A 24,641-nucleotide genomic window follows, 5' to 3' on the forward strand; every position below is an offset into this window, starting at 1 on the left:
CTTCTCGATAACACACGGCATAATGCGCGCCGTGATGAACAGTATTGATTGAACAAGGCGGGCGACGTGTTGAAGAAAACCCTGTTCCAGTTGCACTGGTTTTTCGGCATCAGTGCCGGGCTGGTGCTGGCGTTCATGGGCATTACCGGTGCGGCGGTATCGTTCCAGGACGAGATCCTGCGGGCGTTGAACCCACACGTGCTGACGGTCGAAAAACAACCGGCCGGCGTCCTGCCGCCCGCCGAATTGGTGGAGCAGATCGAAGCCGCCTCGGGCAAAACCGTTGCCATGCTCTGGGTCGAGATCGACAGCGGCAACGCCGCACGGGCGATCTTCACCGCCCCGCCCGGTGAAAAACGCGGGGCGATACGTTACTTCGATCCGTACAACGGCCAGTTCGTGGGCGATGTGGTGGGCCAGGATTTCTTCGTCCTGTTGCTCAAGCTGCACCGCATCCTGGCCCTGGAAGACGTGGGTCGGCAGATCACCGGCGCATGCACGCTGATCCTGGTGTTCTTTTGCCTGTCCGGTCTTTACCTGCGCTGGCCGCGCCAATGGAAAAACTGGCGCGCCTGGCTCACCCTCGATTGGGCGAAGAAAGGCCGCGGTTTCAACTGGGACCTGCATTCGGTGGCCGGCACCTGGTGCCTGCTGTTTTACCTGCTGGCGGCGTTGACCGGCCTGACCTGGTCCTACGAGTGGTACAACAAAGGCGTGACCCGCCTGCTGTCCGACTCGCCCAAGGACGAGCGGGTGCGCAACCGAGGCCCGGCGCCGGAAGGAACGCCGCCGGTGGCCGATTACCGGGCCATGTGGAGCAGCATCTACAGCGCCGCCGGTCCGGACCTGTCTTCCTACAACGTGCGCATGCCACCGGTAGCCGGGCAACCGGCGACGGTGTTCTACTTGCTGAAGAACTCGCCGCATGACCGGGCGCTGAACCAGCTCATGCTTGACCCGGCCACCGGCGCTATCAGCCGCCACAGCCGCTATAGCGACAAGAGCCTCAAGGCCCAGCTGTTGACCAGCGTCTATGCCCTGCACGTAGGCAGCTATTTCGGTCTGGTCGGGCGGATCCTCGTGACGGTTGCCGCACTGACCATGCCGTTGTTCTTCATCACCGGTTGGTTGCTGTACCTGGATCGACGCCGCAAGAAACGCCAGGCCAGGCAGGCTCGCCAGGCGCTGGTCACCCGCCCCGGCGACGCGCCGGCCTGGTTGATCGGCTTCGCCAGCCAGAGCGGTTTCGCCGAGCAACTGGCCTGGCAGACCGCCGGCCAACTCCAGGCCGCCGGGCTGCCGGTGAAGGTCCAGCCCTTGGCGGCTGTCAGCGAACAGGACTTGAGCCATTGCACCCACGCCTTGTTCGTGGTCAGCACCTTTGGCGACGGCGAAGGACCAGACAGCGCACGGGGGTTCGAACGCAAGGTGCTGGGTCGCGCCCTGAGCCTGGAGCGTTTGCAATATGCAGTGCTGGGCCTCGGGGATCGGCAATACGAAAACTTCTGCGGCTTCGCCCGGCGCTTGCATGCGTGGCTGGCCGAGCATGGCGGCAAGACCCTGTTCGCCCCGGTCGAAGTCGACAGCGGCGATCCTTATGCCTTGCGCCATTGGCAACAACAACTGGCCGAACTCACCGGCCAGGCCCCACTGGAAACCTGGAAAGCGCCGGACTTCGAGAACTGGACACTGAGCCAGCGCACCTTGCTCAACCCCGACAGCTGCGGGTCGGGCGTGTACCTGCTGGGCCTCACCGCCCCTGGGCCCGGCAGTTGGCTGGCCGGTGACCTGGTGCAAGTCATGCCACGCAATGATCTGTGGGCCATCGAGCATTTCCTCGACGGCCTGGGCATCGCCGGCAACGCTCGCGTGCAGGTCGATGGTCTGCCTCAAAGTCTGGAACAAGCGTTGGCCGGCCGCCAGTTGCCGGAGAATCGTGCCCACCTGGTGGGTTTGCATGCCCAGGCGCTGCTGGATGCGCTGGCCCCCTTGGCGATTCGGGAGTATTCCATCGCCTCGATCCCGGCCGATGGCGTACTCGAACTGATCGTACGCCAGGAACGTCACGCCGACGGCAGCCTGGGCATTGGCTCCGGTTGGCTCACCGAGTACGCTCCGCTGGGCGGCACCATCACCCTGCGGATACGCCGCAACAGCGGTTTCCACCTGCCGCCCCAGGGCGTGCCGATGATCCTGCTGGGCAACGGCACGGGCCTGGCGGGCCTGCGCAGCCTGCTCAAGGCCCGTATCGCCCAAGGCATGCAGCGCAACTGGCTGCTGTATGGCGAGCGTCAGCGTGAACACGACTTCCATTGCCGCGATGAGCTGCAAGAATGGGTGACTTCGGGCGACCTGGAACGCCTGGACCTGGCGTTCTCCCGGGACCAGGAACAGAAAGTCTACGTCCAGCACCGCCTGCTGGAATCCGCTGCGCTGCTCAAGCAATGGTTGGCCGACGGCGCGGTGATCTACGTCTGTGGCAGCCTGCAGGGCATGGCCTCAGGGGTGGATCAGGTGCTCCACGACGTGTTGGGGGCCGAGGAGGTGGAGCGGTTGATCGAGCAGGGACGGTACCGGCGGGACGTTTACTGATGGCCCAGGCAACACGATCCTTTGTGGGAGCGGGCTTGCTCGCGAAAGCGAAGTTTCAGGCAACGAACCGCTGACTGACCCAACGCCTTCGCGAGCAAGCCCGCTCCCACAGGGGCTCGATTTGCGGCGGACATTCAGACCGGCTGCAACTTCTTCTCAAACACCGCCACGCCTGCAAGGTCCCGCAACACCACGCTCATCTCCCCACTCTGCCCGTCGATGTTCACCTCGCCAAAAAACTGGTACCCGGCAAACGGTGAGGTGTTCTGGGCCGGTGGGGCTTTCTGGAATACCACTTCGGGGCCGAAGGTCTTGTCCAGGGCATTGGGGCCGAAGCTGCCAGCGTTCAACGGCCCGGCGACGAACTCCCAGAACGGTTCGAAATCCTGGAACGCTGCCTGTTCCGGGTGATAGTGATGGGCGGCGCAGTAATGCACATCCGCGGTCAGCCAGACGTAGTTGCGCACCTGATGCTTGCGCAAATACCCCAACAGCTCGGCGATCTCAACTTCACGGCCCTGGGCCTCGCCGGGGTCGCCGTTGGCCACGGCCTCCCAGCGCGGCACGCCAGGGCTGACTTCGCCATCCGGCACACCCAGGCCAACGGGCATGTCGGCGGCGATGACTTTCCATTGGGCACGGGACTGCTTGAGCTCACGCTTGAGCCAATTCAACTGTTCGCGGCCCAGGAAAGGCTTCGCCGCCCCCAGGTTGGCGTCATTGGCGCCGCGGTAGCTGCGCATGTCCAGCACGAACACGTCCAGCATCGGCCCATAGCCGAGCTTGCGGTAGATCCGCCCGCCGCCGTCGGCCTTTTGCAGGCGCATCGGCGCGTATTCCAGCCAGGCTTGTCGCGCCCGGCCTACCAGGCTCTGGATATCCTTGGTCTGGTAGCGCTCGTCCAGTTGCTTGCCCGGCGACCAGTTGTTGACTACTTCGTGGTCGTCCCATTGCCAGATCTGCGGCACCTCGGCGTTGAAGCGCCGCACGTTTTCGTCCATCAGGTTGTAGCGATAGTTACCGCGATACTCATCCAGGGTCTCGGCGACCTTGCTCTTGGCTTCGGTGGTCAGATTGCGCCAGACACGGCCACCTTCGACGGTGATCTGTGCGGGCACCGGGCCGTCGGCATAGATGGTGTCACCGCTGTGGATGAAGAAGTCCGGCAGACGCAAGCGCATGGCTTCGTAGATGCGCATGCCGCCGATGTCCGGGTTGATCCCGAACCCCTGGCCGACGGTGTCGCCGCTCCAGACAAAACGGATGTTGCGCTTGAATTGCGGCACGCTGCGCAGGTGACCGAACCAGGGCTCGCTGGCAATCCCGGTCTGGGCATCCTCGAATCGTACGCGGTAGAAAATCGCCTGGTCGCGCGGCAACCCGGTCAGCTCGACCCGGGCGGTGAAATCGCTGCGGCTGTCGGCCAAGGGCGAGACAAACCGTCGGGGGTTGTGGAAGCGGCTGCGGGTGTCCCACTCCACCACCATCCGCGCCGGCCGGTCGCAGCGACTCCAGATCATCGCCCGGTCGCCCCTCAAGTCGCCTGACTGCACGCCATCGGTGAGCACCGGACGATCTTTCACCGAGGCAATCACCGCCGGTGCCAACCCCGGCAACAACAACCCCGCCCCCACGGCTTGCATGACACGACGACGGCTCGGATCGAATTCGCTCATGGTGCTCTCCCTGAAATGGGGAAACTAAACCATGGCTGTGTTAATCGGGTGTGACAGGTCTTTTGAATACCCCCTAAAACCATTGTGGGAGCGAGCCTGCTCGCGATAGCGGAGTGTCAGATAACAGAGCTGTCGACTGATACACCGCCATCGCGAGCAGGCTCGCTCCCACAGGGGCATTCATTGCCTGGGAAACTGATCAGGCTTTGGCCGGCTCCAACGCCATCTCCACCGTTTCCGGCCGCTTGAGCAGCGCATATGCCACGCCGGTCAGCAGGCTCCCCGCCACGATGGCCAGCAAGTACAGCAGCGCATGGTTGATGGCATTGGGGATCAGCATCACGAACAGGCCGCCATGGGGCGCCATGAGTTTGCAGCCAAAGTACATCGACATTGCACCGGTCAACGCGCCACCGGCGATGCTGGCGGGGATCACTCGCAGCGGGTCCTTGGCGGCAAAGGGAATGGCGCCTTCGGAGATGAAGCACAGCCCCAGCACCAGGGCCGCCTTGCCGGCCTCGCGCTCGGTCTGGGCGAACTTGCGGCGGGCGATGAACGTCGCGATGCCCAGGCCAATCGGCGGCACCATGCCGGCGGCCATGGTCGCAGCCATCGGTGCATAACTCTGCGAAGCCAACAGGCCCACCGAAAACGCATAGGCTGCCTTGTTGATCGGCCCGCCAAGGTCGACGCACATCATCGCCCCCAGCAACACACCCAGCAGAATCGCATTGGTGGTCCCCATGCTGTCGAGGAAATGGGTCAGGCCTTCCAGCATGCCCGCCACCGGTTTGCCCACCACATAAATCATCACCAGGCCCGTGAACAGGCTCGCCAGCAGCGGAATGATCAGGATCGGCTTGAGGGCTTCCAGGCTCTGGGGCAGGCGGGCATAACGGTTGATCGCCTTGGCCGCATAGCCGGCCAGGAAGCCGGCGATGATGCCACCGATGAAGCCGGCGCCCAGGGTGCTCGCCAGCATCCCGCCAATCATTCCCGGTGCCAGGCCCGGCCGGTCAGCGATGGAATAGGCGATGTAACCGGCCAACAGTGGCACCATCAATTTGAAGGCGGTGTCGCCGCCGATCTGCATCAACGCTGCCGCCAGCGTGCCGGGTTCCTTGAACGCAGTAATGCCGAACACAAACGACAACGCGATCAACAAACCACCTGCCACCACCATGGGCAGCATGAACGACACGCCGGTCAACAAGTGTTTGTAAACGCCAGTCTTTTCCGACTTCACCGGTTCCGCACCGGCGCCCGATGCGCTTTCCTGCCGACCTTCAGCCAGGGCTTTTTTCAGCGTGGCTTCAGCCTGTTTCAAGGCGATCCCGGTGCCGCAACGGTAAATTTTCTTGCCGGCGAAACGCTCCGTGGCGACCTCGATGTCGGTGGCCAGCAGCACCACGTCCGCATCCGCGATAGCCTGGGGGCTCAACGGATTGCGCGCCCCCACCGAACCCTGGGTTTCGATTTGAAGGTCGTACCCCAACCTCGCCGCCGCCTGCTGCAAGGCTTCGGCCGCCATGAAGGTGTGGGCGACGCCGGTCGGGCACGCGGTGATCGCGACGACGCGTGGGGCACGCTCGCTCGATACCGCCGGGGGTTCTTCCAGGACATCCGTCTCGCGCAGCACCTGGGCCTCTTCGGCACCGCGGCGCAACAGTGAGTCGACATCCTGCAGCGCCTGGGACGGGGTGCTGCGGAACAGGCGTTTGCCGACGAACCGCGACAAATCCACCGGGCCGCTGGCAACCAGCAGGACCCATTCGGCCGCTTCAAGGGTAGCCGCCGACAATTGGCGTTCCGGATGGGCCGCATCGTGGACTTCGACGCTGGTGCTCCATCCCTGGCGCTGGGCCGCCGCGTCCAGCAGGCGGGCGCACAACACACTGGTGACCATGCCGTTCGGGCAGGCCGTCACAATGGCTAATTTCATTCTTGCGAACCCTCTTATTGTTCTGTCAGGGAGCGCACGCGCACGCCCTGTTCAAGCGACGCCAGCAACGCGGTGTCGTGGATGCCAAAACCGATCTGTGTAACAGCCATGGCGGCGATGGCCGTTGCGGTACGCAGGGTCTGCTCCGGAGTGTGGACTCCGAGCAGGCCATGCAGCATGCCCGCCAGCAGTGAGTCCCCGGCGCCCACGGTGCTGGCAACGGTGACCTTGGGCGGCGAAGCGTGCAGCGCCGAACCGCCACTGAACCAGTTCACACCCTCGGCACCGTGGGAAATCACCACATGTTCGACGCCCTCGGTGTGCAGCCGTTGGGCCGCGTGTGCCTGGGCCCGCTCCGTCACCACCTCGCAGCCCAGCGCATCGGCCAGCTCCTCGGTGTTCGGCTTGATCAGCCAGGGGCCGGCCGCCAGCGCGACGCGCAACGCTTCGCCGCTGGTGTCGAGGGCCACTTTCAGGCCGAGGCTTTTCAAGCGCATGACCAGTCCCTGCAACCATTGTGGACTGACACCTCGGGGCAAACTGCCCGCCACCACCACGACATCGTGCTCCGGGGCGATCTGGTCCAGTCGCGCCAGCAAGGCTTGTTGCGCGGCCTCGTCGACCATCGGGCCGGGACCATTGAGATCGGTGATGCGCCCGTCCTGCTCGGCCAACTTGATGTTGCTACGGGTTTCACCGGGCACCCGGATAAAGGCATCGACGAAGCCGCGCTGGGCGAACAGCGTCTCGAACGCCTGGGCGTTGTCTTCGCCGAGAAAACCGCTGACGGTCAGCGTATGCCCCAGGTCGGCCAGGACCTGGGCCACGTTCACGCCTTTACCGGCGGCGTGGCTGTGCATGGCATCGCTGCGGTTGACCTGGCCGGGTTCCAGGCGCACGAGTTCCACCGTGAGGTCGAGCGCCGGGTTGAGGGTCAGGGTAAGAATCTTCGCCATTACAGCGCCTCCACTAATGCGCGCACGTCATTGGCGCTGCCCACGGCCAAGGCCTCGCGGGCAAGGTTTTGTGCCTGTTCGAGGCTCAGCTCGCGCACCCGTGCCTTGACCTCGGCGATGCTGCGGGCCGACACGCTCAGCTCATCCACACCCAGGCCTACCAGCACCGGCACCGCCAGCGGGTCGGCCGCCAGCTCACCGCACACACCGACCCACTTGCCATGGGCATGGGCGGCGCGCACGGTGATGTCGATCAGTTGCAACACCGCCGGATGCAGGCCATCGGCCTGGGCCGAAAGGCTTGGGTGACCACGATCGATGGCCAGGGTGTATTGGGTCAGGTCGTTGGTGCCTACGCTGAAGAAATCGACTTCCTTGGCCAACACCGGCGCCAGCAACGCGGCGGACGGTACTTCGATCATGATCCCCAGTTGCAGGTCCGCCACCGGGATTTCCAGGCGCAGGCGCTCGGTCATGTCCCGGGCCTGGCGCCACTCCTCGACGCTGCCAACCATCGGGAACATGATCCGCAACGGACGGTTGTCCGCCGAACGCAGCAAGGCACGCAGTTGCGCTTCCATGATCTGCGGGCGTTGCAGGGTCAGACGAATGCCGCGTACGCCGAGGAAAGGGTTTTCTTCCTTGGCGATCGGCCAATAGGGCAGCGGCTTGTCGCCCCCCACATCGAGGGTGCGCACCACCAGCGGCCGACCGGCCAGACCATCGAGCACCTTGCGGTATTCGGCTTCCTGGATGGCTTCGTCCGGTGCCTGGGTATGGGCCATGAAAATCAGTTCGGTGCGCAGCAGGCCGATGCCTTCGGCGCCCTGCTCCACCGCGCTGGCGACGCCGGCGCTTTCGCCGATGTTGGCGAACACTTCCACCGGGTGCCCGTCGCGGGTCAGCGCGGGTTGGTGACGCTGTTCGGCAGCGACCTTGAGGCGCTGCTCGCGGGTATCCCGTTCTTCGGCGGCCCGTTGCAGGGTGGCTGCGTCCGGGTCCACGTGCAGGCGACCGCGCTGGCCGTCGAGCAGCAGCGACGTGCCCGGTGCCAGCAGCAACACCGCTTCACCGGCGCCCACCAGAGCCGGGATACCCAGGGCTCGGGCGACAATCGCGCTGTGGGCGGTGGCGCCGCCGCGCGCCGTCAGAATCCCCGCCACTCGGGTCGGGTCCAGACGCGCCACATCGGACGGACCGACCTCGTCCATCACCAGAATATAGGGTTGATCGGGTTCGTTCGGCGTTTCGACGCCACACAATTGCGCCAGCACCCGGCGGCCCACGTCCCGCAGGTCGGCGGCCCGTTCGGCGAGCAGTGCGTCCTGCAAGGCTTCCTGTTCTTTCGCGGCGGCTTCGATCACGCCCATCCACGCCGCTTGCGCGCTCTCACCCAGCTTCAAACGGGTGTCGACTTCATCGGTCAGCTCCGGATCGTCGAGCATTTCCTGGTGGGTCACGAAGATTTCGCGGATGGCCTTGGCCTTGGCGCGCTCGATCAGCCCTTCGATATCACGGCGCACCTGATTCAAGGCATTTTGCAGACGCTCGCGCTCGATGGCCGCCGACTCGCCGCGCAGCGGATAATCGATGGCCTGCTGGACCTGGACGTGGGCCGGCCCGATGGCGATACCGGGAGCAGCAGGCACCGCCTGGATCACGCTGCCGGATTCAGGCGCCAGGACAACGGTCGCCACTTCGGCCAGGGTGGACTCCTGCGCAGCACTGGGCGCAGGCAACGGTTCAACGTCTTCGCCAAGGCCTTCCTCGATGGCGGCCAGCAGGGCCGGCAACGCATCGGCAGCAATGGTCGGCTCAGCGATGAATTCCAGCACCTGACCACGACGGGCCCCCAGGCTCAGCAACTTGCTCAGGCTTTTGGCCGACACCGCGCTGTCCTGGCCGTCGACGATGCGTACGCGAATCTCGCCTTCGAAGCTTTTCGCCAGTTGCGCCAGAATCTTCGCCGGACGGGCATGCAAACCATGGGCGTTGGCCAGACCGATGCGGGCGCTGGGCCAGTCGGCAGGCAGTTCACCGCCCAATACTTCCAGCACCTTGCGGCTGCTCGTGGCGCGGCCCAATTCGTGGCCGCGGCCTTCGATCAACAAGGCACAGAGCCGTTCCAGCAACGCCTGGTGAGCCTCGCCAAGGCTGGCGAGACAAAACAGACCGCTCAGGGGCTGGCCGAGGTAGCGGATGGGCTTGTCCGGCGTAACGAACGCCAGGCCCGGACGCTTGACGGTCTGCTCACTGTGCAGCCACCACAAGCCGTCCCCCAGGGGCAGCGCGTCGACCTGCTGCAAGACGCCGGCAAACCCATTGCTCACGCAATCGGCCTGGCGCAGCAGGCGAGCGCCACGCCAGACCAGTTCTTCGAAATCGTCGGCCGATACGCCCAGGCCGATCATCTGCGCATCCAGGGCCAGTTCCTGTGGCGCACCTTGCAGCAATTTCAACAACGCCTCGGCGGAACTGGCACGGCGCAGGGCCTGGCCCAGATCGGTCTCACCGAGGGCGCGGGTCAACAGTTGCAAAAGACGCAGATGCTCGTCGGATTTGGCCGCGATACCGATTGCCAGGTAAACGATTTGACCATCGCCCCAATCCACGCCGTCGGGGAACTGCAACAAACGTACGCCAGTCGCATGAACCAGGTCGCGGGTTTCAGGAGTGCCGTGGGGAATGGCGATACCTTGGCCAAGAAAGGTCGAGCCCTGCGCTTCGCGGGCCTGCAAGCCGGCGAGATACCCCTCGGCCACCAGGCCATCGGCAACCAGTTTGTCAGCGAGCAATTGCAGCGCGGCGGCTTTATCCACAGCCGTCTGGGCCATGGAAATCTGCTCTGGATTGAGCTCGAGCATGCTTTCTCCTTTTTGGCGTCGGAGGGCGCCAGGTATTGTTTTGAATGACAGCTTAGCGTTACAGGATGGCTTTTGGCGGTATCGCGGCAGAACGGCCAAAAAAGCCTGCTAAGCTAGAAAATACGCTTGCTGAAACGTTTAATCTAGAAAGAATGGCACGTTACTCGATAATCTTTCATCCTTGAAGTGCAACTTGTCGAAAGCGTCTGTCACGCTGAATCGGGTAGGATGGCTGCTCATTGTCGCGGCAACCTCGAAAACACAAGGAAAACCGGGTTGAAACTCAGTGATATCGCCCAGTTGGCCGGTGTGTCCGTCACCACCGCCAGCTACGTCATCAACGGCAAGGCCGAACAGCAACGCATCAGCAACGCGACTGTCGAACGGGTCCGTGCGGTGGTCGAGGAACATGGCTTCACGCCCAACCCCCAGGCCGCCGGGCTGCGCAGTCGGCACACCCGTACGCTGGGCTTCATCCTGCCGGATCTGGAGAACCCCAGTTACGCCCGCATCGCCAAGCTGCTGGAACAGGGCGCCCGGGCGCAAGGCTATCAGCTGCTGATCGCCAGCTCCGACGACGCGCCCGACAGCGAGCGGCAGCTCTTGCAACTGTTCCGCGCCCGCCGCTGCGATGCGCTGATCGTTGCCAGTTGCCTGCCGGCAGGCGATGACAGTTATCACCAGTTGCAGGCCAAGGGCATTCCGATTATCGCCATCGACCGGGTGATGGAACCCGCCCGCTTCTGCTCGGTGATCAGCGACGATCGCCAGGCCAGCCTGCAATTGACCCGCAGTCTGTTGGAAACCCAGCCCCGGCAGATCGCCCTGATCGGCGCCCGCCCCGAACTGAGCATCAGCCAGGAACGGGCCGCGGGTTTCCGTGAAGCCTTGACGGGGTTCGACGGCCAGGTGTTGATCGAACAGGGCGAATCGTTCAGCCGCGAATGCGGTCGCCAATTGATGGAAGAAATGCTCCAGCGCCTGGGTCGCCTCCCCGATGCGCTGATCACCACCTCTTACGTCCTGCTGCAAGGGGTGTTCGACGCACTGCACGACTTTCCGCTCAAATCCCGCCCGCTACGCCTGGGCACATTTGGCGACACGCAACTGTTGGACTTCCTGCCGTTGCCGGTCAATGCCATGTCCCAGCAGCACCAACTGATCGCCGACAAAGCACTGGAGCTGGCCCTGGCGGCCATCGAGAACGATCAATACCAACCCGGCGTGCAGGCCATCGCGCGGACATTCAAGCAGCGCATCCATCCAGGCTGACCATGGAACTGATCGACACCCACACCCACCTGGACTTTCCCGACTTCGACGCGGACCGCCCGGCACTGCTGGCCGAAAGCCGTGCCCTGGGGGTTCGCCAGATGGTGGTGCTGGGGGTGTATCGAGACAACTGGCAGCGTGTCTGGGACCTGGTGCAAAGCGACCCGGACCTGCACGCCGCGCTGGGCCTGCATCCGGTGTACCTCAATCAGCATGGCGCTGACGATCTCACGCAGTTGCGGGACTGGCTGAACCGCCTGGCCGGGCATCGGCAACTGTGTGCGGTGGGGGAAATCGGCCTGGATTACTACATCGAAACCCTGGACCGCGAGCGCCAGCAAACGCTGTTCGAAGCGCAACTGCACCTGGCGGCAGAGTTCGAGCTGCCGGCGCTGATCCACGTGCGCCGCAGCCATGCGGCGGTGATCGCTACCCTCAAACGCATCGACGTTAAACGCGCCGGGATCATCCATGCCTTCGCCGGCAGTTTTGAAGAGGCCCGCGAATACATCAAGCTCGGTTTCAAGCTCGGCTTGGGCGGCGCCGCGACCTGGCCCCAGGCCCTGCGCATGCACCGGGTATTGGCGAAACTGCCCCTCGACGCCGTGGTGCTGGAAACCGACTCACCGGACATGGCCCCGGCGATGTTTGCGGGCCAGCGCAACAGCCCGGCGCATCTGCCAGCCATTTGCGAGGCATTGGCGCAGATTATGTCAGTTGATCCTGAGCAGCTGGCCGAGGCCAGCACAGCCAACGCCCGCCAATTATTCGGTTGGTAAAAAACCTGTGGAAGCGAGCCTGCTCGCGATTGCGGTCTGTCATTCAACATTTGCATCGACTGACCCATCGCCTTCGCGAGCAAGCCCGCTCCCACAATGGGCCGGTGTATGCCTTCAAGAGCCGTGTCGAGCCATAGGCCGCGCCGCGGCTTTTGATCTACCCGCCCCTTCGGAAGGCTGAGCGCAGGCGTTCATCAGGGGGATGGCGCGCAGCGCCGTTCGACGCAGTCGAACCCATCGAGTGGAGGTCAAGCGCAGCGGACCGGAGCCGATGCCCCCTGATGAATGCCGGAGCGAAGGAACCCCGAGCCTTGGCGAGGGGCCGTACGCTGGGGCGGAGCGTTCTTTGCCTACTTTCTTTGGCGTTTGAAAGAAAGTAGGTCGCCGTCAGGGCGAAACCGCAAGTGGTCGTCACCGCAGTAATGGATATGCCCCCGGTCAATCATCAGTCCGCTATCGCGAGCAGGCTCGCTCCCACACTGGAACAGCTACACCCGAAACGCATTGATCAATTGCTTGAGCCGCACCACCTGGGCAGACAGTTCCCGGCTGGCGTCTTCCGTCTGGTGCGCGCCTTCGGCGGTGCGTTCGCCGGCGCGGTTGATTTCGACGATGTTCTGATCGATGTCGTGGGCCACGGCTGTCTGCTGCTCCACGGCGGCGGCGATCTGCTGGTTCTGGTCGACAATCATTCCGACGGCACCGAGAATATTTTCCAGGGCCTGTTGGACCTTTTCCGACTGCCCCACCGTGCCGCTGGCCATTTCATGACTGGTGCCCATCGCCCTGACGGCTGCGCCCACGCCGCTGTGTAGCCGACTGATCATCGCTTCGATTTCTTCGGTCGATTGCTGGGTCCGCTTGGCCAGTGTCCGCACCTCGTCCGCCACCACGGCAAAGCCACGGCCTTGCTCGCCCGCCCGAGCCGCTTCGATGGCGGCGTTGAGGGCCAGCAAGTTGGTCTGTTCGGCGATGCTTTTTATCACGTCCAGCACGCGGCTGATGGACTGGCTGTCAGTCGCCAATTGATTGATCACCTGAACCGACTGGTCGATCTCACTGGCCAGCCGGGCGATGCTGCCTTGCTGGGACTCCACCAGCCCACGGCCACTGAGGGTTTCGTCGTTCACACTGTGGGCGCTGCTGACCGCGGCGGCCGCGCTGCGAGCCACTTCCTGGGCGGTAGCGGACATCTGGTTCATCGCCGTGGCTACCAGCTCGATCTGGCTGCGTTGGCCGGCAACCGCCTGGTTGCTCTGCGCCGATACCGTTTCCACTTGTCCGGCCTGATGTTCGACCTCAGCGACGGTGCGACCGACCTGCTCGATCAGGTCATGAATCTTCGCGACCGTACCATTGAACACCTCGCCCAACTCACCCAATTCATCCTTGCTGCGGGCCACGAAATTGACCGTCATGTCCCCCGCCGCCACTTTGTCCATCATTTGCCCCAAGTGTTGCAACGTGGTGCGGGTCGAGGCATAGAACCCGGCATACAAATAAAAAATCAGCAAAAACACCGCCGCCAGCGCCACGGCTTGCAGCACCATGTGGCTGCGGTTCTGTTCCAGCCGGTGTTGCAACTGGACGCCAAGGAACGCCTGAGTCGCCTCGTTCAGCCGGTAAGTCTGCTCCATCAATGCACTGATCTGATCGTAGAAGGCCGGCCAGGGTGCATCTAGGGTATCGGCCATCACCACCTGCTCTTCGATCAGCTCCGCCGCCTTCTTGAGGGAGTTCTTGCTGGCCCCTGCCGGCTCAGCCAATGCTTGTCCCGCCGCCCGACTGGAACCCAGGGCGTCCTGCAGCTTCAAGTCGTATTCGCCCTGGAGCTTTTCGATCTGCACCAGCAATTCGTCGAACCGGGTGCTGGACGCCGAATTAAGGAACCCAAGCCCCAACGACGAAGCACCCAGCGCACGACCTTCGCCCAATACCTGGGTCACGTTGGGGGTCACGGCGGTGATCAACTCGCTGAGCTGGCGGATATCGCCCTGGCCGTCACGACTGAGGCCTGCCTGGCTGGCGATGATCTGGCTGAACATCTGCGCGCTGTTGAGCAGCTTGCCGATCAGGGCACTTTTACTCTGCAAGGAGCTTTCGGCCTGCTGGGCCTTGAACGCGGCGGTCATTTCGTCGCGCTTGGCATCGAAGGCCGCTACGTGCTCGGGCTCCACGGCCATGGCAGTCATGCCCTGCAGGCGGGTGAGGACTTGTTGCTCGAGCGTACCGATCTTTGCCTCCACATCACCGGCCTTGCCGGATTGGCCCAGGCTGGCATTGATCTGCACCAGGTTATTCAGGGTTTCCAGATCGCGGCGCAGGGCCAGGCTGCCGCCCAGCAGGTCGAGGCTCTGCAATTCCACTTGGGTGCCCTGGAATTCACGGTAGGAGTCGCGCACCAGAAAGAAGTTGGTCACCAGCATCGGCAGCAGGAACAGCACACTGATCAGGCTGAACTTCATGCCGAAGCTCAGGCGATTCATCAGGGCGACGGCGGGCCAGAGCAAACTCTTCACAAGGAAGCCTCCCGGTTAGTGTTTTTATTGTTATGGGCGCACGCACAGAGACAGCAGAAAGCCACTATTTGTGGCGCTGTCCCTGTATAGCCTAAATCGAAGGGAAGATTTGTAACTTAAGGTTAACGAGCCAGCTCAACCCGTTTCTGTGGCGAGGGGATAAATCCCTTCGCCACACAGGAATGCACTCGTTTGTTCAGGCCAGCACGGTCCACAACGCAAACCCGGCGTACCAAAGCACCGCCGCACGCAACAGCAACTCCCAGAGCCGATCCAGGCTGTTGATGCCATCCGGCCCGGCCACGGGTAGGGAAATCTCTCCGGCGGCGAGCCCCACCTTATCGATCAGCTGAGCGGCACTGATGTTCCAGTTCAGCAGTTCATGCAACATGATCCGGCTGACCGCCACGAAGTTGCCCACCAGGGCGAAACTGGCCGCCAACAGCCGCACCGGCACCCAGTCGAAGGCATGACGCAGTTGCGCCGCCCGCTCGGCTACGCCGGGGTTCTGGCTGTGTCCGGCGGCCAGCGCCAGCAGGCGATAGCTCAGAGCCGCCACCGGGCCCAGCAGGAAGTACCAGAAAATCACCGCGAAGAAGCTCTGGTAGGCCTGCCACAACAGATGTGCCTGGACCCGATCCAGCAGTTGCTCGCCCGTGTCCGCCTCGATAGCCAGATCACGCTTGGCCACATGGGTCGCTGCTTGCAGGTCTTCCCGCCGCCAGGCATCGCGAAACGGCCCCAGGTCGGCCAGCAGATCCCCACGCCCCAGACTGTAAATCACCACCAGCAAGTGTACCGGCAGCGCCAGCAGACCATAGGCCACCGGTTCCAGCACCCACAACAATAACGCCAGCACTGCCACCGGGAACACGACCATCACGATCAACACCAGCCAAGGCCGATTGCCCCAACGCGGGCTCGTCTCGAGCCTGTTCAACTCCCGCAGCCACCCGCCGTCGCGCTGGATACGCTGGCGCAAGGCCGAGAACTTCTCGATCCAGATGGCCAGCAGCAATACCAGAAAACTCATTGTCCTTTTCCTTCTGTCAGCGCCCCTGTTAGAGCCCCGCGATAGCGCGCCCAGTCGAATGCCGGACCCGGATCGGTCTTGCGCCCCGGAGCGATGTCGCTGTGCCCGCAGATACGCTCCACGGTGATCGAGCTGAACGCCGCCTGCAACTGCCGAGTCAGGTCTACCAGGGCGGCATATTGCGCGTCGGTGTAAGGCAGATCGTCGGTACCTTCCAGCTCGATGCCAATGGAAAAATCGTTACAGGTCTCCCGGCCTTCGAAGCACGAAACCCCGGCATGCCATGCCCGCTCCAGGCAGGAAACAAATTGGGTGACGACGCCGTCCCGCTCGATCAGGAAATGCGCGGACACGCGCAGGTCGGCGATACCTTCAAAGTAGGGGTGTTCCGTGACATCCAGACGATTCTGAAAGAATTCCTGGACCTTGCCCGTGGCGAACTGGGCCGGTGGAAGGCTGATGTTATGGATCACCAGCAGGGAGATCTCGCCCTCGGGGCGCGCATTGAAGTTGGGCGAGGGGCAATGACGCGCGCCTTCGCACCACCCGCTCACGGGGTCCAGCTGCATACAGGTTCCTTCGATGACGACGATGAATACCGTCAGTATGCCGTGATCGGTCCGGACTGTGCGATCACTTGCCGCGATTGAGTTGCCGCAGATTACCCAACACCGACTCCAGAGCCCGGTCGAACAACAAGGTGTCGTCCAATACCCGCGCCGCGCCACGGCGGAACTCCAGCGCCAGACTGGTACGGCTGTGCTCCTGCACCTTGAGGCCGGTGCGGTTGACGAACACGTATTTGCCGGTGCTTTCGATGATTGCCGCCAACTTGCAGCGCAAGCTGTTTTCCTCATCTTCCTGGAACTCGACCCAGCTTCCCAGGCGCAACTGGTCGACCTGAAGCAGGCCCACGTCATCGGCCGGCAAGCGCACCGCCATGTTATCGGCAGGTGCCTTGTGCGTGGGGCGCAGGACAATTTTCTCCGAGACCTCGACCATGGCTGGCGAGTCGGACGACTGGGCTTGTTCCGTCGCCTGGCCCATACGCTGCAGGGCCTGCACATGCAGGACTTCCAGCTCACTGAAAAATTCGCTGGTCGCGAACGGGTCGAAAGCCGAACGGCTCAACCCTTCGCGCAACGCCTTGAGCAACTCCGGCACCATGGCCAACAGCCGAAGGCCAGCGTCGGGCTCATCGTGAGCCTGGACGCTCCAGATCAACTGCTCCAGGGTCAACACGTCGGCCCGCCACTCCTGCGAATCCTCACCGTGCTTGAAACCTGTCAGCAACAGCACCTGGCTCCAGGCCTGTTGCACAAACTCCACCACCGCCTGAGGCAGCGTCTTGCCGAGCATCACCTGGTTCAACGCGCCCTCGACCCGTTGACGCGCCAGTTCGGCCTTGGCCCGCCCCTCTTCCGCGTCCCGGATGCGCTGTTCAAGCAGCTCGCAGCGGCGTCGCTCATCGCTGGTGAAGGCCAGGAAATCCGCCAATACTTCGGAGAAAATTGCCGGGTCATCGACGAAATCATTCAACAGACGCTGCACCACCTGTTCGATGCGCAGGTAAAGGCTGTCACGCTGGTGATCGTCGCAGGCACCCCAGCCCATGGCCGCGGCGGCGATTTCATTGAGCAGACGACGGGCCGGATGGTTGCCACGGCTGAAGAAACTCTTGTCCTGCACCGCCACCTTGAGCATCGGAATTTGCAGGCGACCGATCAGCGCCTTGAGGGAGTCCGGCAGGTTATGGTCATCGAGGATGAACTCGAACATCATCGCGATCAGGTTGATCACATCTTCATCGGCACCTTCGACCACCCGCGATTTGCCGCTCTTGACACTGACGCGGGTGAGCAGTTGTTCAAGCTGGCTGCGCAGATCGAACTCGTCCTGCTGGGTGGGCGCCGGCACGTACTGCTGCAAATGAGAGAGCAGCCGCAGCAGGTCACGGGTCGAAATCGGCTGCGCGGGCGCGCTGGGCTCCAGGGTCGGCGCGACGCTGCCGCGCACCTGCATCAGCAGCTTCTGCAACGCAGCGAATACTTCCTGCACGCTGTCATCAACGTCGGCGGCGGTTGGCCTGGCCGTTCTCTCTGGCGCGGTTTGTGGAGTATCGTCGTTGCGATCCGAGGCACGCCGGGAAGGCGAAATCTTGAGGTCCGGCAAGATGCCTGTGGCGGCCAACAATTGATTGGCCTCGGCATAGAACCGGTCGCACTCGCTGAGCACATAGCGCTCGAACAGCTTGAGCAGGATCAGCTTGACCTTGATCTCCACCCCCAGGTTGCGGCCGGCCTGCAGGAAGTTTTCGCACAGCAGTGCCGGGCTCAGGGGATTCTGGGCGTTGGTCATCGGCCGAGCCAGCAACGCGCTGAGCCGGGCCGTCAGCTGATCAAGCGACGTCCCATCGCGGCCAAGTACGCGGGTGACCATGGCCTCCACCGCCAGATGGCGCTCCAGGTCGTCGTGGCTCGACTGGATCTGAGGGCCGGCCACAGCGGGAGCCAGTGTCGCCTGGGTCACGTCGTACTGGGCGAGCCTGACGAACGCTTCGAAAAACTGATCAATGAACTCGCGCTCGATACTCTTGCGCTTGAGCCGCACGTCCCGCATGGCTTCGAAGAACAGGTTCTGCTCGACATCGTTACGCGCCCGGTCGGCCATTTCGAACAGGGTGTCGTCGGCGTTATCGAACAGTTCCTGCAGACCAAGGCGCAACTGCTGGGCAGCCTTGTCGCGAACCTGAAGCAGAATGACAGGCAAACGGGCGAGCGGCGAACGGTTCGCCTGATCGGTAGAAACCTTGTGCAAGGGCACTACATTCCCGTCATTGTGCATCCTGGCCTCCTGAAACGGTGTTCTTCGGTTGGCAACGTCAAAGCCATGACGTCAATCGAAAGGCGGATTATCTGGTAAAAGAACCCCGTCGCACCAGAGGACTCTGTGACCCAGCTCGAAATACATCGCAATAAGTGACCGGGAAATCGGGAAAATGTTGCGTGGAGCCGACCAAATGCAGGCCAACCGGCTCAGACGGCATGACGGACACATCCGCCGTCGGGAAGGAACAATGCTTGTGGGACAGGGCGCTGGCCCTATAATCGGGCCACTTTGTTTGTGGAGCCCGCTATGCCGAACCTACGTCTCGCCGACCTGACCGCCGAAATCGAAGCCAATGTGCGCCGTGCGTTGCTCGAAGACATCGGCGGCGGCGACATCACCGCGCAATTGATCCCCGCCGAACGCCTGGCCAAGGCCACCATCATTACCCGCGAGTCGGCGATCGTCAGCGGCACCGCCTGGGTCGATGCCGTCTTCCGGCAACTGGACCCACGCGTCGCGGTTCATTGGCAAGTGCGCGATGGCGACCGGGTCAGCCCCGATCAAGCGCTATTCCATCTCGAAGGCCCGGCCCGCTCATTGCTGACCGGCGAACGCAGTGCGCTGAACTTCCTGCAAATGCTCTCGGGCGTCGCTACCCGAGCTCGCTACCTGGCCGACTTCGTCGCCGATACCCAAGTCAAGCTTCTGGATACCCGCAAGACCCTGCCCGGGTTGCGCCTGGCCCAGAAGTACGCCGTGACCTGCGGTGGCTGCCATAACCACCGCATCGGCCTCTACGACGCTTTCCTGATCAAGGAAAACCACATCGCAGCCTGTGGCGGCATCGCCCAGGCCATTGCCGCCGCCCACAGGATCGCGCCGGGCAAACCGGTGGAAGTCGAAGTGGAAAGCCTGGAAGAGCTGAAAGAAGCGCTGGCGGCCGATGCCGACATCATCATGCTCGACGAACTGAGCCTGGACGACATGCGCGAAGCCGTACGCCTGAACGGCGGCAAGGCAAAATTGGAAGCCAGCGGCGGGATCAACGAAAGCACATTGCGCCCGATTGCCGAGACTGGCGTGGATTACATTTCGATCGGGGCAATGACCAAGGATGTGAAGGCGGTGGATCTGTCGATGCGGCTTAGTCTTTGAGCAGCTGCAAGCTGCAAGCTGCAAGCTGCAAGACAAAGCCTCGAAGCTTGTAGCTTGTAGCTTGTAGCTTGTAGCTTGTAGCTTGTAGCTTGTAGCTTGTAGCTAAACGACTAAGTTATTCATCTCGCAGTATTCATCCCACTCCACACCCAGCACCTCGGCCGCCTCCCTGTGCAGGGCCAGGCGCTGCGCCTCGAACTCTTCAGGCGTGCTGGTGTACTTGAGCGTCAGTTCCCAAGGCTGCAACCCCTGGGCCTCGGCCTCGTCCTCGAACGCCCACTGGATCTGGTCTTTCTGATCCTCGGCGCTCAGGTCTTTGATTTCCTCCAGCAACTGAGGCGTGTCCAGGGCATACCTGCGCAGGGCTTCTTCGTGTCTGGCTTCTTGCGTCAGTTCTTTAGCCGTCATGTCGTTCTCGCTGATCGGAGGAATGGGGATGGATCTGGATCATTCAAGGATCTCTCTGACACAGGAAACCGTAACTAGCCCGGTTTACCTGGCCTTCAGAACCATTCGGAGGATCATCTGAAAACAGAGCAATTGTTCGTTGAGGCAAGGAATCCTAGCAGAGACGCAAGCCAGTGCAACAACTGGGGTCAAAGAGAAAGATGAGGGACTTGGCTCGCCAGGCGCTGAACAAATATCTACAGCACCACATAGACAAAGGAAGCGTTGGTGCCCGAGACAGGAATCGAACCTGCGACCTTCGCGTTACGAGTGCGCTGCTCTACCGACTGAGCTACACGGGCGGTGGCTAAACCTAGCATCGTCACCTGTGGGCAGGCAACCGGCGACGCAAGGATTTTCGCCACACAGCAAAACGCCCCGAACCAGTCGGGGCGTTTTGCTGTTCAGCGGTCAGGCAAAGGGCTGATTAAACGCCCGATGCCTTGGCGGCTGCTACGTCCTTGATGGACAGCTTGATACGGCCGCGGTTGTCCACGTCCAGTACCAGCACTTCCACTTCCTGGCCTTCTTTCAGGATGTCGGTCACTTTCTCGACGCGAGCATCGCTCAGCATGGAGATGTGAACCAGACCGTCCTTGCCTGGCAGGATGTTGACGAAGGCGCCGAAGTCGACGATGCGCTCGACCTTGCCGACGTAGATCTTGCCGATCTCGGCCTCGGCGGTGATACCCAGGACGCGCTGGCGTGCTGCTTCTGCTGCTTCCTTGGTTTCGCCGAAGATCTTGATCGAGCCGTCGTCTTCGATGTCGATCGAAGCCTTGGTTTCTTCACAGATCGCACGGATGGTCGCGCCGCCTTTACCGATGACATCACGGATCTTGTCGGTGTCGATCTTCATCGAGATCATGGTCGGAGCGTTTTCCGACAGTTCGGTACGGGACTGACCGATCACCTGGTTCATCTGGCCGAGGATGTTCAGGCGCGCTTCCAGGGCCTGGCCCAGGGCGATTTCCATGATCTCTTCGGTGATGCCCTTGATCTTGATGTCCATCTGCAGTGCGGTAACGCCCTTGGCGGTACCGGCCACTTTGAAGTCCATGTCGCCCAGGTGGTCTTCGTCACCCAGGATGTCGGTCAGGACGGCGAATTTCTCGCCTTCCTTCACCAGGCCCATGGCGATACCGGCTACCGGCGCCTTCATCGGCACGCCGGCATCCATCAGGGCCAGGGACGCGCCGCAGACCGAAGCCATGGAGCTCGAACCGTTGGACTCGGTGATTTCCGAAACCACGCGAATGGTGTACGGGAACGCGTCGGCGTCCGGAAGCATGGCCTGAACCGAACGACGGGCCAGACGGCCGTGACCGATTTCGCGGCGACCGGCCCCCCCCATGCGGCCACACTCGCCCACCGAGAACGGAGGGAAGTTGTAGTGCAGCATGAACGGGTCTTTCTTCTCGCCTTCCAGGGTGTCCAGCAGTTGCGCGTCACGGGCGGTACCCAGCGTTGCAACGACCAGCGCCTGGGTTTCGCCACGGGTGAACAGCGCCGAACCGTGGGTCTTGGGCAGCACGCCGACTTCGATGTTCAGCGGACGTACGGTGCGGGTGTCGCGGCCATCGATACGTGGCTTGCCGTTGACGATGTTTTCGCGAACGGTGCGGTATTCGATCTCGCCGAAAGCGGCTTTGACGTCGCTGGCCGAAGGCTGGCCTTCTTCGCCGGAGAACTTGGCAACCACCTGGTCACGCAGCTCGCCCAGACGCGCGTAACGGTCGGCCTTGATGGTGATGGTGTACGCCTGGGAGATCGCTTCGCCGAACTCGGCACGGATCGCGCCCAGCAGCTCGGTGGCTTCTGGCTGGGGAGCCCAGGTCCAGGTTGGCTTGGCGGCTTCGGCGGCCAGCTCCTTGACGGCGTTGATAACGACCTGGAACTCGTCGTGGGCGAACAGTACAGCGCCCAGCATCTGGTCTTCGGTCAGCTCCTTGGCTTCGGACTCAACCATCAGCACGGCTTCGGAAGTACCGGCCACGACCATGTCCAGGCTCGACGCCTTCAGTTGCTCGTAGGTCGGGTTCAGCAGGTAGCCGGTGCTTTCGTGGAACGCAACGCGGGCAGCGCCGATAGGACCGTCGAAAGGAATGCCGGAGATGGCCAGCGCAGCCGAGGTACCGATCATCGCAGCGATGTCCGGATCGGTCTTCTTGCTGGTGGACACGACGGTGCAGACAACCTGCACTTCGTTCATGAAGCCTTCAGGAAACAGCGGACGGATCGGACGGTCGATCAGGCGGGAAGTCAGGGTTTCCTTCTCGGAAGGACGACCTTCGCGCTTGAAGAAACCGCCAGGGATCTTACCGGCAGCGTAAGTCTTTTCCTGGTAGTGGACAGACAGAGGGAAGAAGCCCTTGCCTGGATCAGCCTGCTTGGCACCGACGACGGTCACCAACACGCTGACGTCATCGTCAACGGTGACCAGCACTGCGCCGGAGGCCTGACGGGCGATACGGCCAGTCTCGAGGGTGACGGTCGACTGACCGAACTGGAATTTCTTGATTACCGGGTTCACGGTGTCCTACCTTCTTTGTGGCTCTTGGGGAAACTTGTCTTCTTGCGAAATTCTTGGGCAGTGCGGGGAATCGGCCCAACGACTGTCCAGATAAAACTTGAGGCTGGGAGCCTGCCGGCCACCGACGCGAACGCAGGCAACTGGCAGACCACCAACCTCATAGCGCAATCGCTGATTAGCGACGCAGGCCCAGGCGGCCGATCAAGGTGCTGTAACGATTAACGTCCTTGCCCTTGAGGTAGTCCAGCAGCTTACGACGCTGGTTTACCATGCGGATCAGACCACGACGGGAGTGGTGGTCTTTACCGTTGGCCTTGAAGTGACCTTGCAGTTTGTTGATGTTGGCGGTCAGCAGTGCAACTTGCACTTCTGGCGAACCAGTATCACCAACAGCTTGCTGGTAGTCGGTCACGATCTGAGCTTTTTCTTCAACGCTGAGTGCCATGTGGCTTTCCTCTTCTCAAGGTACCGTTTCCGAGGAAACCGTACCAACAGGCCAGGGACAGATCCCTGTATCTATAAATGAGTGATGACCGTGCCTGTTGACAGCCACACTCGCCCGCCTGCTGTTACACAGGCGGGTTCCGGTCATTCCGACCGAATCAGTCGACGCGGCGCAATACGCCCGTCTTCGCTCACTTCGCCGATACCGATGAAGCGACCGGTGTGATCCTGTACCCGGACCATGCCGAACTTCGGCGCGTCCGGGGCACGTACCGGCTGGCCGTTGAGCCAGTAGAACGCGCTGTGTTCCGAGAACTGCAGCAGCGGCCAGTCCAGCAGCCCGCTGTCCGACGGCATCAGGAAACGGTCCACCGCTTCGTTGCCGCCTTCGGCATGTGCCGCTTCCAGCTCCTCCAGCGTGACCGTCTGGGCCAACGTGAAAGGTCCCGCCTGGGTCCGTCGCAATTCCGCCACGTACGCACCACAGCCGAGCTGTTCACCAATATCCTCCACCAGGGTCCGGATATAGGTGCCTTTGCTGCAATCCACGGCAAGCCGGACAGTATTACCGTCAAAGGCCAGCAATTCCAAGCGCGCAATAGTAACAGAACGCGGTTCACGCTCCACTACTTCGCCTGCACGGGCCAGCTTGTACAGCGGTTGCCCGTCACGCTTGAGCGCGGAGTACATCGGCGGTATCTGGCTGATTTGCCCGCGAAATCCCGGCAACACCGCTTCGATATCAGCCTGACCAACGGTCACCGGACGTTCGCGCAAAACCTCACCTTCGGCATCCGCCGTGGTGGTGGTCTTGCCCAGTTGTGCCAGGGTCTCGTAACCCTTGTCGGAATCGAGCAGGTACTGGGAAAACTTTGTCGCCTCGCCAAAGCACAACGGCAGCACGCCGGTGGCCAGCGGATCGAGGCTGCCGGTATGCCCGGCCTTCTCGGCGTTGAGCAGCCAGCGAACCTTTTGCAAGGCCGCGTTGGAGGTGAACCCCAACGGCTTGTCGAGCAGGATGATACCGCTCACGTTACGACGAATACGCTTGACCTGAGCCACCGGTTACTCCTTGGAGTCTTCGGGTTCGGCGGCGTGCTGGCTGTCTTCAGCCACGGCGCGCTCGATCAGCGCCGACAGATGGGCACCCCGCGCGACGCTTTCGTCGTAGTGGAAATGCAGCTGTGGAACACTGCGCAGCTTCATTTCCCGGGCCAACTGCATGCGCAGGAAGCCGGCGGCCGAATTGAGCACCTTGATGCTCTGGCCGATGTCATCGGCGCTGTCCTGGCCCATCACGGTGATGAAAATCTTTGCATGACCGACGTCACGACTGACTTCCACTGCAGTGATGGTGACCAGCCCTACACGTGGATCCTTGACTTCGCGACGGATCAGCTGGGCCAGCTCGCGCTGCATCTGATCGCCGATACGTTGGGTACGGCTATATTCTTTTGCCATGTCTTGTTACCTGTTACTGCCCCGCGGTGAAACCCGCAAGGTCTGAAAGCGGCAAACGCCCGGCCTGGCGAAAAGCCGGACCGGGCGTTGCGTTTAGAGTCCGCCGGCGAGACCGCGCATGTTCATGCGACGACCCACC

The 24,641-nt window shown here is 62.4% G+C and carries 16 protein-coding genes, 1 tRNA gene and 2 pseudogenes; 4 read left to right on the forward strand and 15 right to left on the reverse strand.

Annotation, left to right across the window (positions count from 1 at the left end; all coding sequences use genetic code 11):
* The first annotated feature begins 66 nt into the window (after positions 1-66).
* The gene (locus EGM97_RS01950; RefSeq protein WP_238961609.1) at positions 67-2,592 is read left to right on the forward strand and encodes a PepSY domain-containing protein; all 2,526 of its coding nucleotides are present in this window, start codon (positions 67-69) and stop codon (positions 2,590-2,592) included.
* Between the two features lie 134 nt (positions 2,593-2,726).
* Here the strand turns inward: EGM97_RS01950 and EGM97_RS01955 are convergent, their stop codons facing one another.
* From EGM97_RS01955 to ptsP, 4 genes are all read right to left on the reverse strand, one after another.
* On the reverse strand, positions 2,727-4,268 hold the full coding sequence (locus EGM97_RS01955; protein WP_238961610.1) for an alkaline phosphatase D family protein: 1,542 nt from the start codon (positions 4,266-4,268) through the stop codon (positions 2,727-2,729).
* Positions 4,269-4,467: 199 nt separating this feature from the next.
* Positions 4,468-6,210, reverse strand: coding sequence for a PTS fructose-like transporter subunit IIB (locus EGM97_RS01960; protein ID WP_238961611.1), 1,743 nt, complete (start codon positions 6,208-6,210; stop codon positions 4,468-4,470).
* A gap of 14 nt (positions 6,211-6,224) precedes the next feature.
* Positions 6,225-7,166: a 1-phosphofructokinase gene (gene pfkB / locus EGM97_RS01965; protein WP_238961612.1), complete on the reverse strand. Its 942-nt coding sequence runs from the start codon at positions 7,164-7,166 to the stop codon at positions 6,225-6,227.
* Positions 7,166-10,030 (reverse strand): phosphoenolpyruvate--protein phosphotransferase, encoded by a 2,865-nt coding sequence (ptsP, locus tag EGM97_RS01970; RefSeq protein ID WP_238961613.1) that lies wholly within the window; start codon positions 10,028-10,030, stop codon positions 7,166-7,168. The genes pfkB and ptsP overlap by 1 nt, the downstream gene beginning before the upstream one ends.
* 276 nt (positions 10,031-10,306) lie before the next feature.
* On the opposite strand from ptsP, the gene cra reads away from it, so the two are divergent.
* Both cra and EGM97_RS01980 read left to right on the forward strand, forming a co-directional pair.
* The gene (cra, locus tag EGM97_RS01975) at positions 10,307-11,302 is read left to right on the forward strand and encodes a catabolite repressor/activator (protein WP_238961614.1); all 996 of its coding nucleotides are present in this window, start codon (positions 10,307-10,309) and stop codon (positions 11,300-11,302) included.
* Between the two features lie 2 nt (positions 11,303-11,304).
* Positions 11,305-12,081 carry a TatD family hydrolase gene (locus EGM97_RS01980; RefSeq protein ID WP_238961615.1) on the forward strand — a complete coding sequence of 259 codons (777 nt, stop codon included), beginning with the start codon at positions 11,305-11,307 and terminating at the stop codon, positions 12,079-12,081.
* 488 nt (positions 12,082-12,569) lie between these two features.
* Here the strand turns inward: EGM97_RS01980 and EGM97_RS01985 are convergent.
* The 5 genes and pseudogenes from EGM97_RS01985 to EGM97_RS02005 form a co-directional block, all read right to left on the reverse strand.
* Positions 12,570-13,142 (reverse strand): annotated as a pseudogene (locus EGM97_RS01985) (methyl-accepting chemotaxis protein); the annotation flags it as partial.
* 285 nt (positions 13,143-13,427) lie between these two features.
* A pseudogene (locus tag EGM97_RS01990) lies at positions 13,428-14,567 on the reverse strand (HAMP domain-containing protein); the annotation flags it as partial.
* Positions 14,568-14,796: 229 nt separating this feature from the next.
* The gene (gene ampE, locus EGM97_RS01995; RefSeq protein WP_238961617.1) at positions 14,797-15,633 is read right to left on the reverse strand and encodes a regulatory signaling modulator protein AmpE; all 837 of its coding nucleotides are present in this window, start codon (positions 15,631-15,633) and stop codon (positions 14,797-14,799) included.
* The gene (gene ampD / locus EGM97_RS02000) at positions 15,630-16,202 is read right to left on the reverse strand and encodes a 1,6-anhydro-N-acetylmuramyl-L-alanine amidase AmpD (RefSeq protein ID WP_238961618.1); all 573 of its coding nucleotides are present in this window, start codon (positions 16,200-16,202) and stop codon (positions 15,630-15,632) included. Before ampD ends, ampE begins: the two co-directional genes overlap by 4 nt.
* A 64-nt stretch (positions 16,203-16,266) precedes the next feature.
* Positions 16,267-18,477: a DUF1631 domain-containing protein gene (locus EGM97_RS02005; RefSeq protein WP_238961619.1), complete on the reverse strand. Its 2,211-nt coding sequence runs from the start codon at positions 18,475-18,477 to the stop codon at positions 16,267-16,269.
* Positions 18,478-18,768: 291 nt separating this feature from the next.
* On the opposite strand from EGM97_RS02005, the gene nadC reads away from it, so the two are divergent.
* Positions 18,769-19,617, forward strand: coding sequence for a carboxylating nicotinate-nucleotide diphosphorylase (nadC, locus tag EGM97_RS02010; protein WP_238961620.1), 849 nt, complete (start codon positions 18,769-18,771; stop codon positions 19,615-19,617).
* 102 nt (positions 19,618-19,719) lie between these two features.
* On the opposite strand, the gene EGM97_RS02015 is transcribed toward nadC, so the two are convergent.
* From EGM97_RS02015 to rbfA, 6 genes are all read right to left on the reverse strand, one after another.
* Positions 19,720-20,025, reverse strand: a complete 306-nt coding sequence (locus EGM97_RS02015) for a DUF6388 family protein (protein ID WP_238961621.1) — start codon at positions 20,023-20,025, stop codon at positions 19,720-19,722.
* Positions 20,026-20,290: 265 nt separating this feature from the next.
* Positions 20,291-20,366, reverse strand: a tRNA-Thr gene (locus EGM97_RS02020).
* A gap of 125 nt (positions 20,367-20,491) precedes the next feature.
* Complete coding sequence (gene pnp / locus EGM97_RS02025; RefSeq protein ID WP_238961622.1) at positions 20,492-22,597, reverse strand: polyribonucleotide nucleotidyltransferase; 2,106 nt, start codon at positions 22,595-22,597, stop codon at positions 20,492-20,494.
* A 175-nt stretch (positions 22,598-22,772) separates the two neighbouring features.
* Positions 22,773-23,042 (reverse strand): 30S ribosomal protein S15, encoded by a 270-nt coding sequence (rpsO, locus tag EGM97_RS02030; protein ID WP_039592311.1) that lies wholly within the window; start codon positions 23,040-23,042, stop codon positions 22,773-22,775.
* A gap of 143 nt (positions 23,043-23,185) precedes the next feature.
* Positions 23,186-24,103, reverse strand: a complete 918-nt coding sequence (gene truB, locus EGM97_RS02035) for a tRNA pseudouridine(55) synthase TruB (protein WP_238961623.1) — start codon at positions 24,101-24,103, stop codon at positions 23,186-23,188.
* A gap of 3 nt (positions 24,104-24,106) precedes the next feature.
* Complete coding sequence (gene rbfA, locus EGM97_RS02040; protein WP_238961624.1) at positions 24,107-24,502, reverse strand: 30S ribosome-binding factor RbfA; 396 nt, start codon at positions 24,500-24,502, stop codon at positions 24,107-24,109.
* Positions 24,503-24,641 lie beyond the last annotated feature (139 nt).

The organism is Pseudomonas sp. AF32 (assembly GCF_022342325.2).
Taxonomy (GTDB): domain Bacteria; phylum Pseudomonadota; class Gammaproteobacteria; order Pseudomonadales; family Pseudomonadaceae; genus Aquipseudomonas; species Aquipseudomonas uvaldensis.

Excerpts from the sequence above, each read along its gene's own strand:
- nadC (WP_238961620.1), top strand. The coding sequence starts at position 18,769 with ATGCCGAACCTACGTCTCGCCGACCTGACCGCCGAAATCGAAGCCAAT.
- EGM97_RS01980 (WP_238961615.1), top strand. The coding sequence starts at position 11,305 with ATGGAACTGATCGACACCCACACCCACCTGGACTTTCCCGACTTCGAC.
- pfkB (WP_238961612.1), bottom strand. The coding sequence starts at position 7,166 with ATGGCGAAGATTCTTACCCTGACCCTCAACCCGGCGCTCGACCTCACG.
- ptsP (WP_238961613.1), bottom strand. The coding sequence starts at position 10,030 with ATGCTCGAGCTCAATCCAGAGCAGATTTCCATGGCCCAGACGGCTGTG.
- EGM97_RS01955 (WP_238961610.1), bottom strand. The coding sequence starts at position 4,268 with ATGAGCGAATTCGATCCGAGCCGTCGTCGTGTCATGCAAGCCGTGGGG.
- rbfA (WP_238961624.1), bottom strand. The coding sequence starts at position 24,502 with ATGGCAAAAGAATATAGCCGTACCCAACGTATCGGCGATCAGATGCAG.
- EGM97_RS02015 (WP_238961621.1), bottom strand. The coding sequence starts at position 20,025 with ATGACGGCTAAAGAACTGACGCAAGAAGCCAGACACGAAGAAGCCCTG.
- ampE (WP_238961617.1), bottom strand. The coding sequence starts at position 15,633 with ATGAGTTTTCTGGTATTGCTGCTGGCCATCTGGATCGAGAAGTTCTCG.
- ampD (WP_238961618.1), bottom strand. The coding sequence starts at position 16,202 with ATGCAGCTGGACCCCGTGAGCGGGTGGTGCGAAGGCGCGCGTCATTGC.
- EGM97_RS02005 (WP_238961619.1), bottom strand. The coding sequence starts at position 18,477 with ATGCACAATGACGGGAATGTAGTGCCCTTGCACAAGGTTTCTACCGAT.
- rpsO (WP_039592311.1), bottom strand. The coding sequence starts at position 23,042 with ATGGCACTCAGCGTTGAAGAAAAAGCTCAGATCGTGACCGACTACCAG.
- EGM97_RS01960 (WP_238961611.1), bottom strand. The coding sequence starts at position 6,210 with ATGAAATTAGCCATTGTGACGGCCTGCCCGAACGGCATGGTCACCAGT.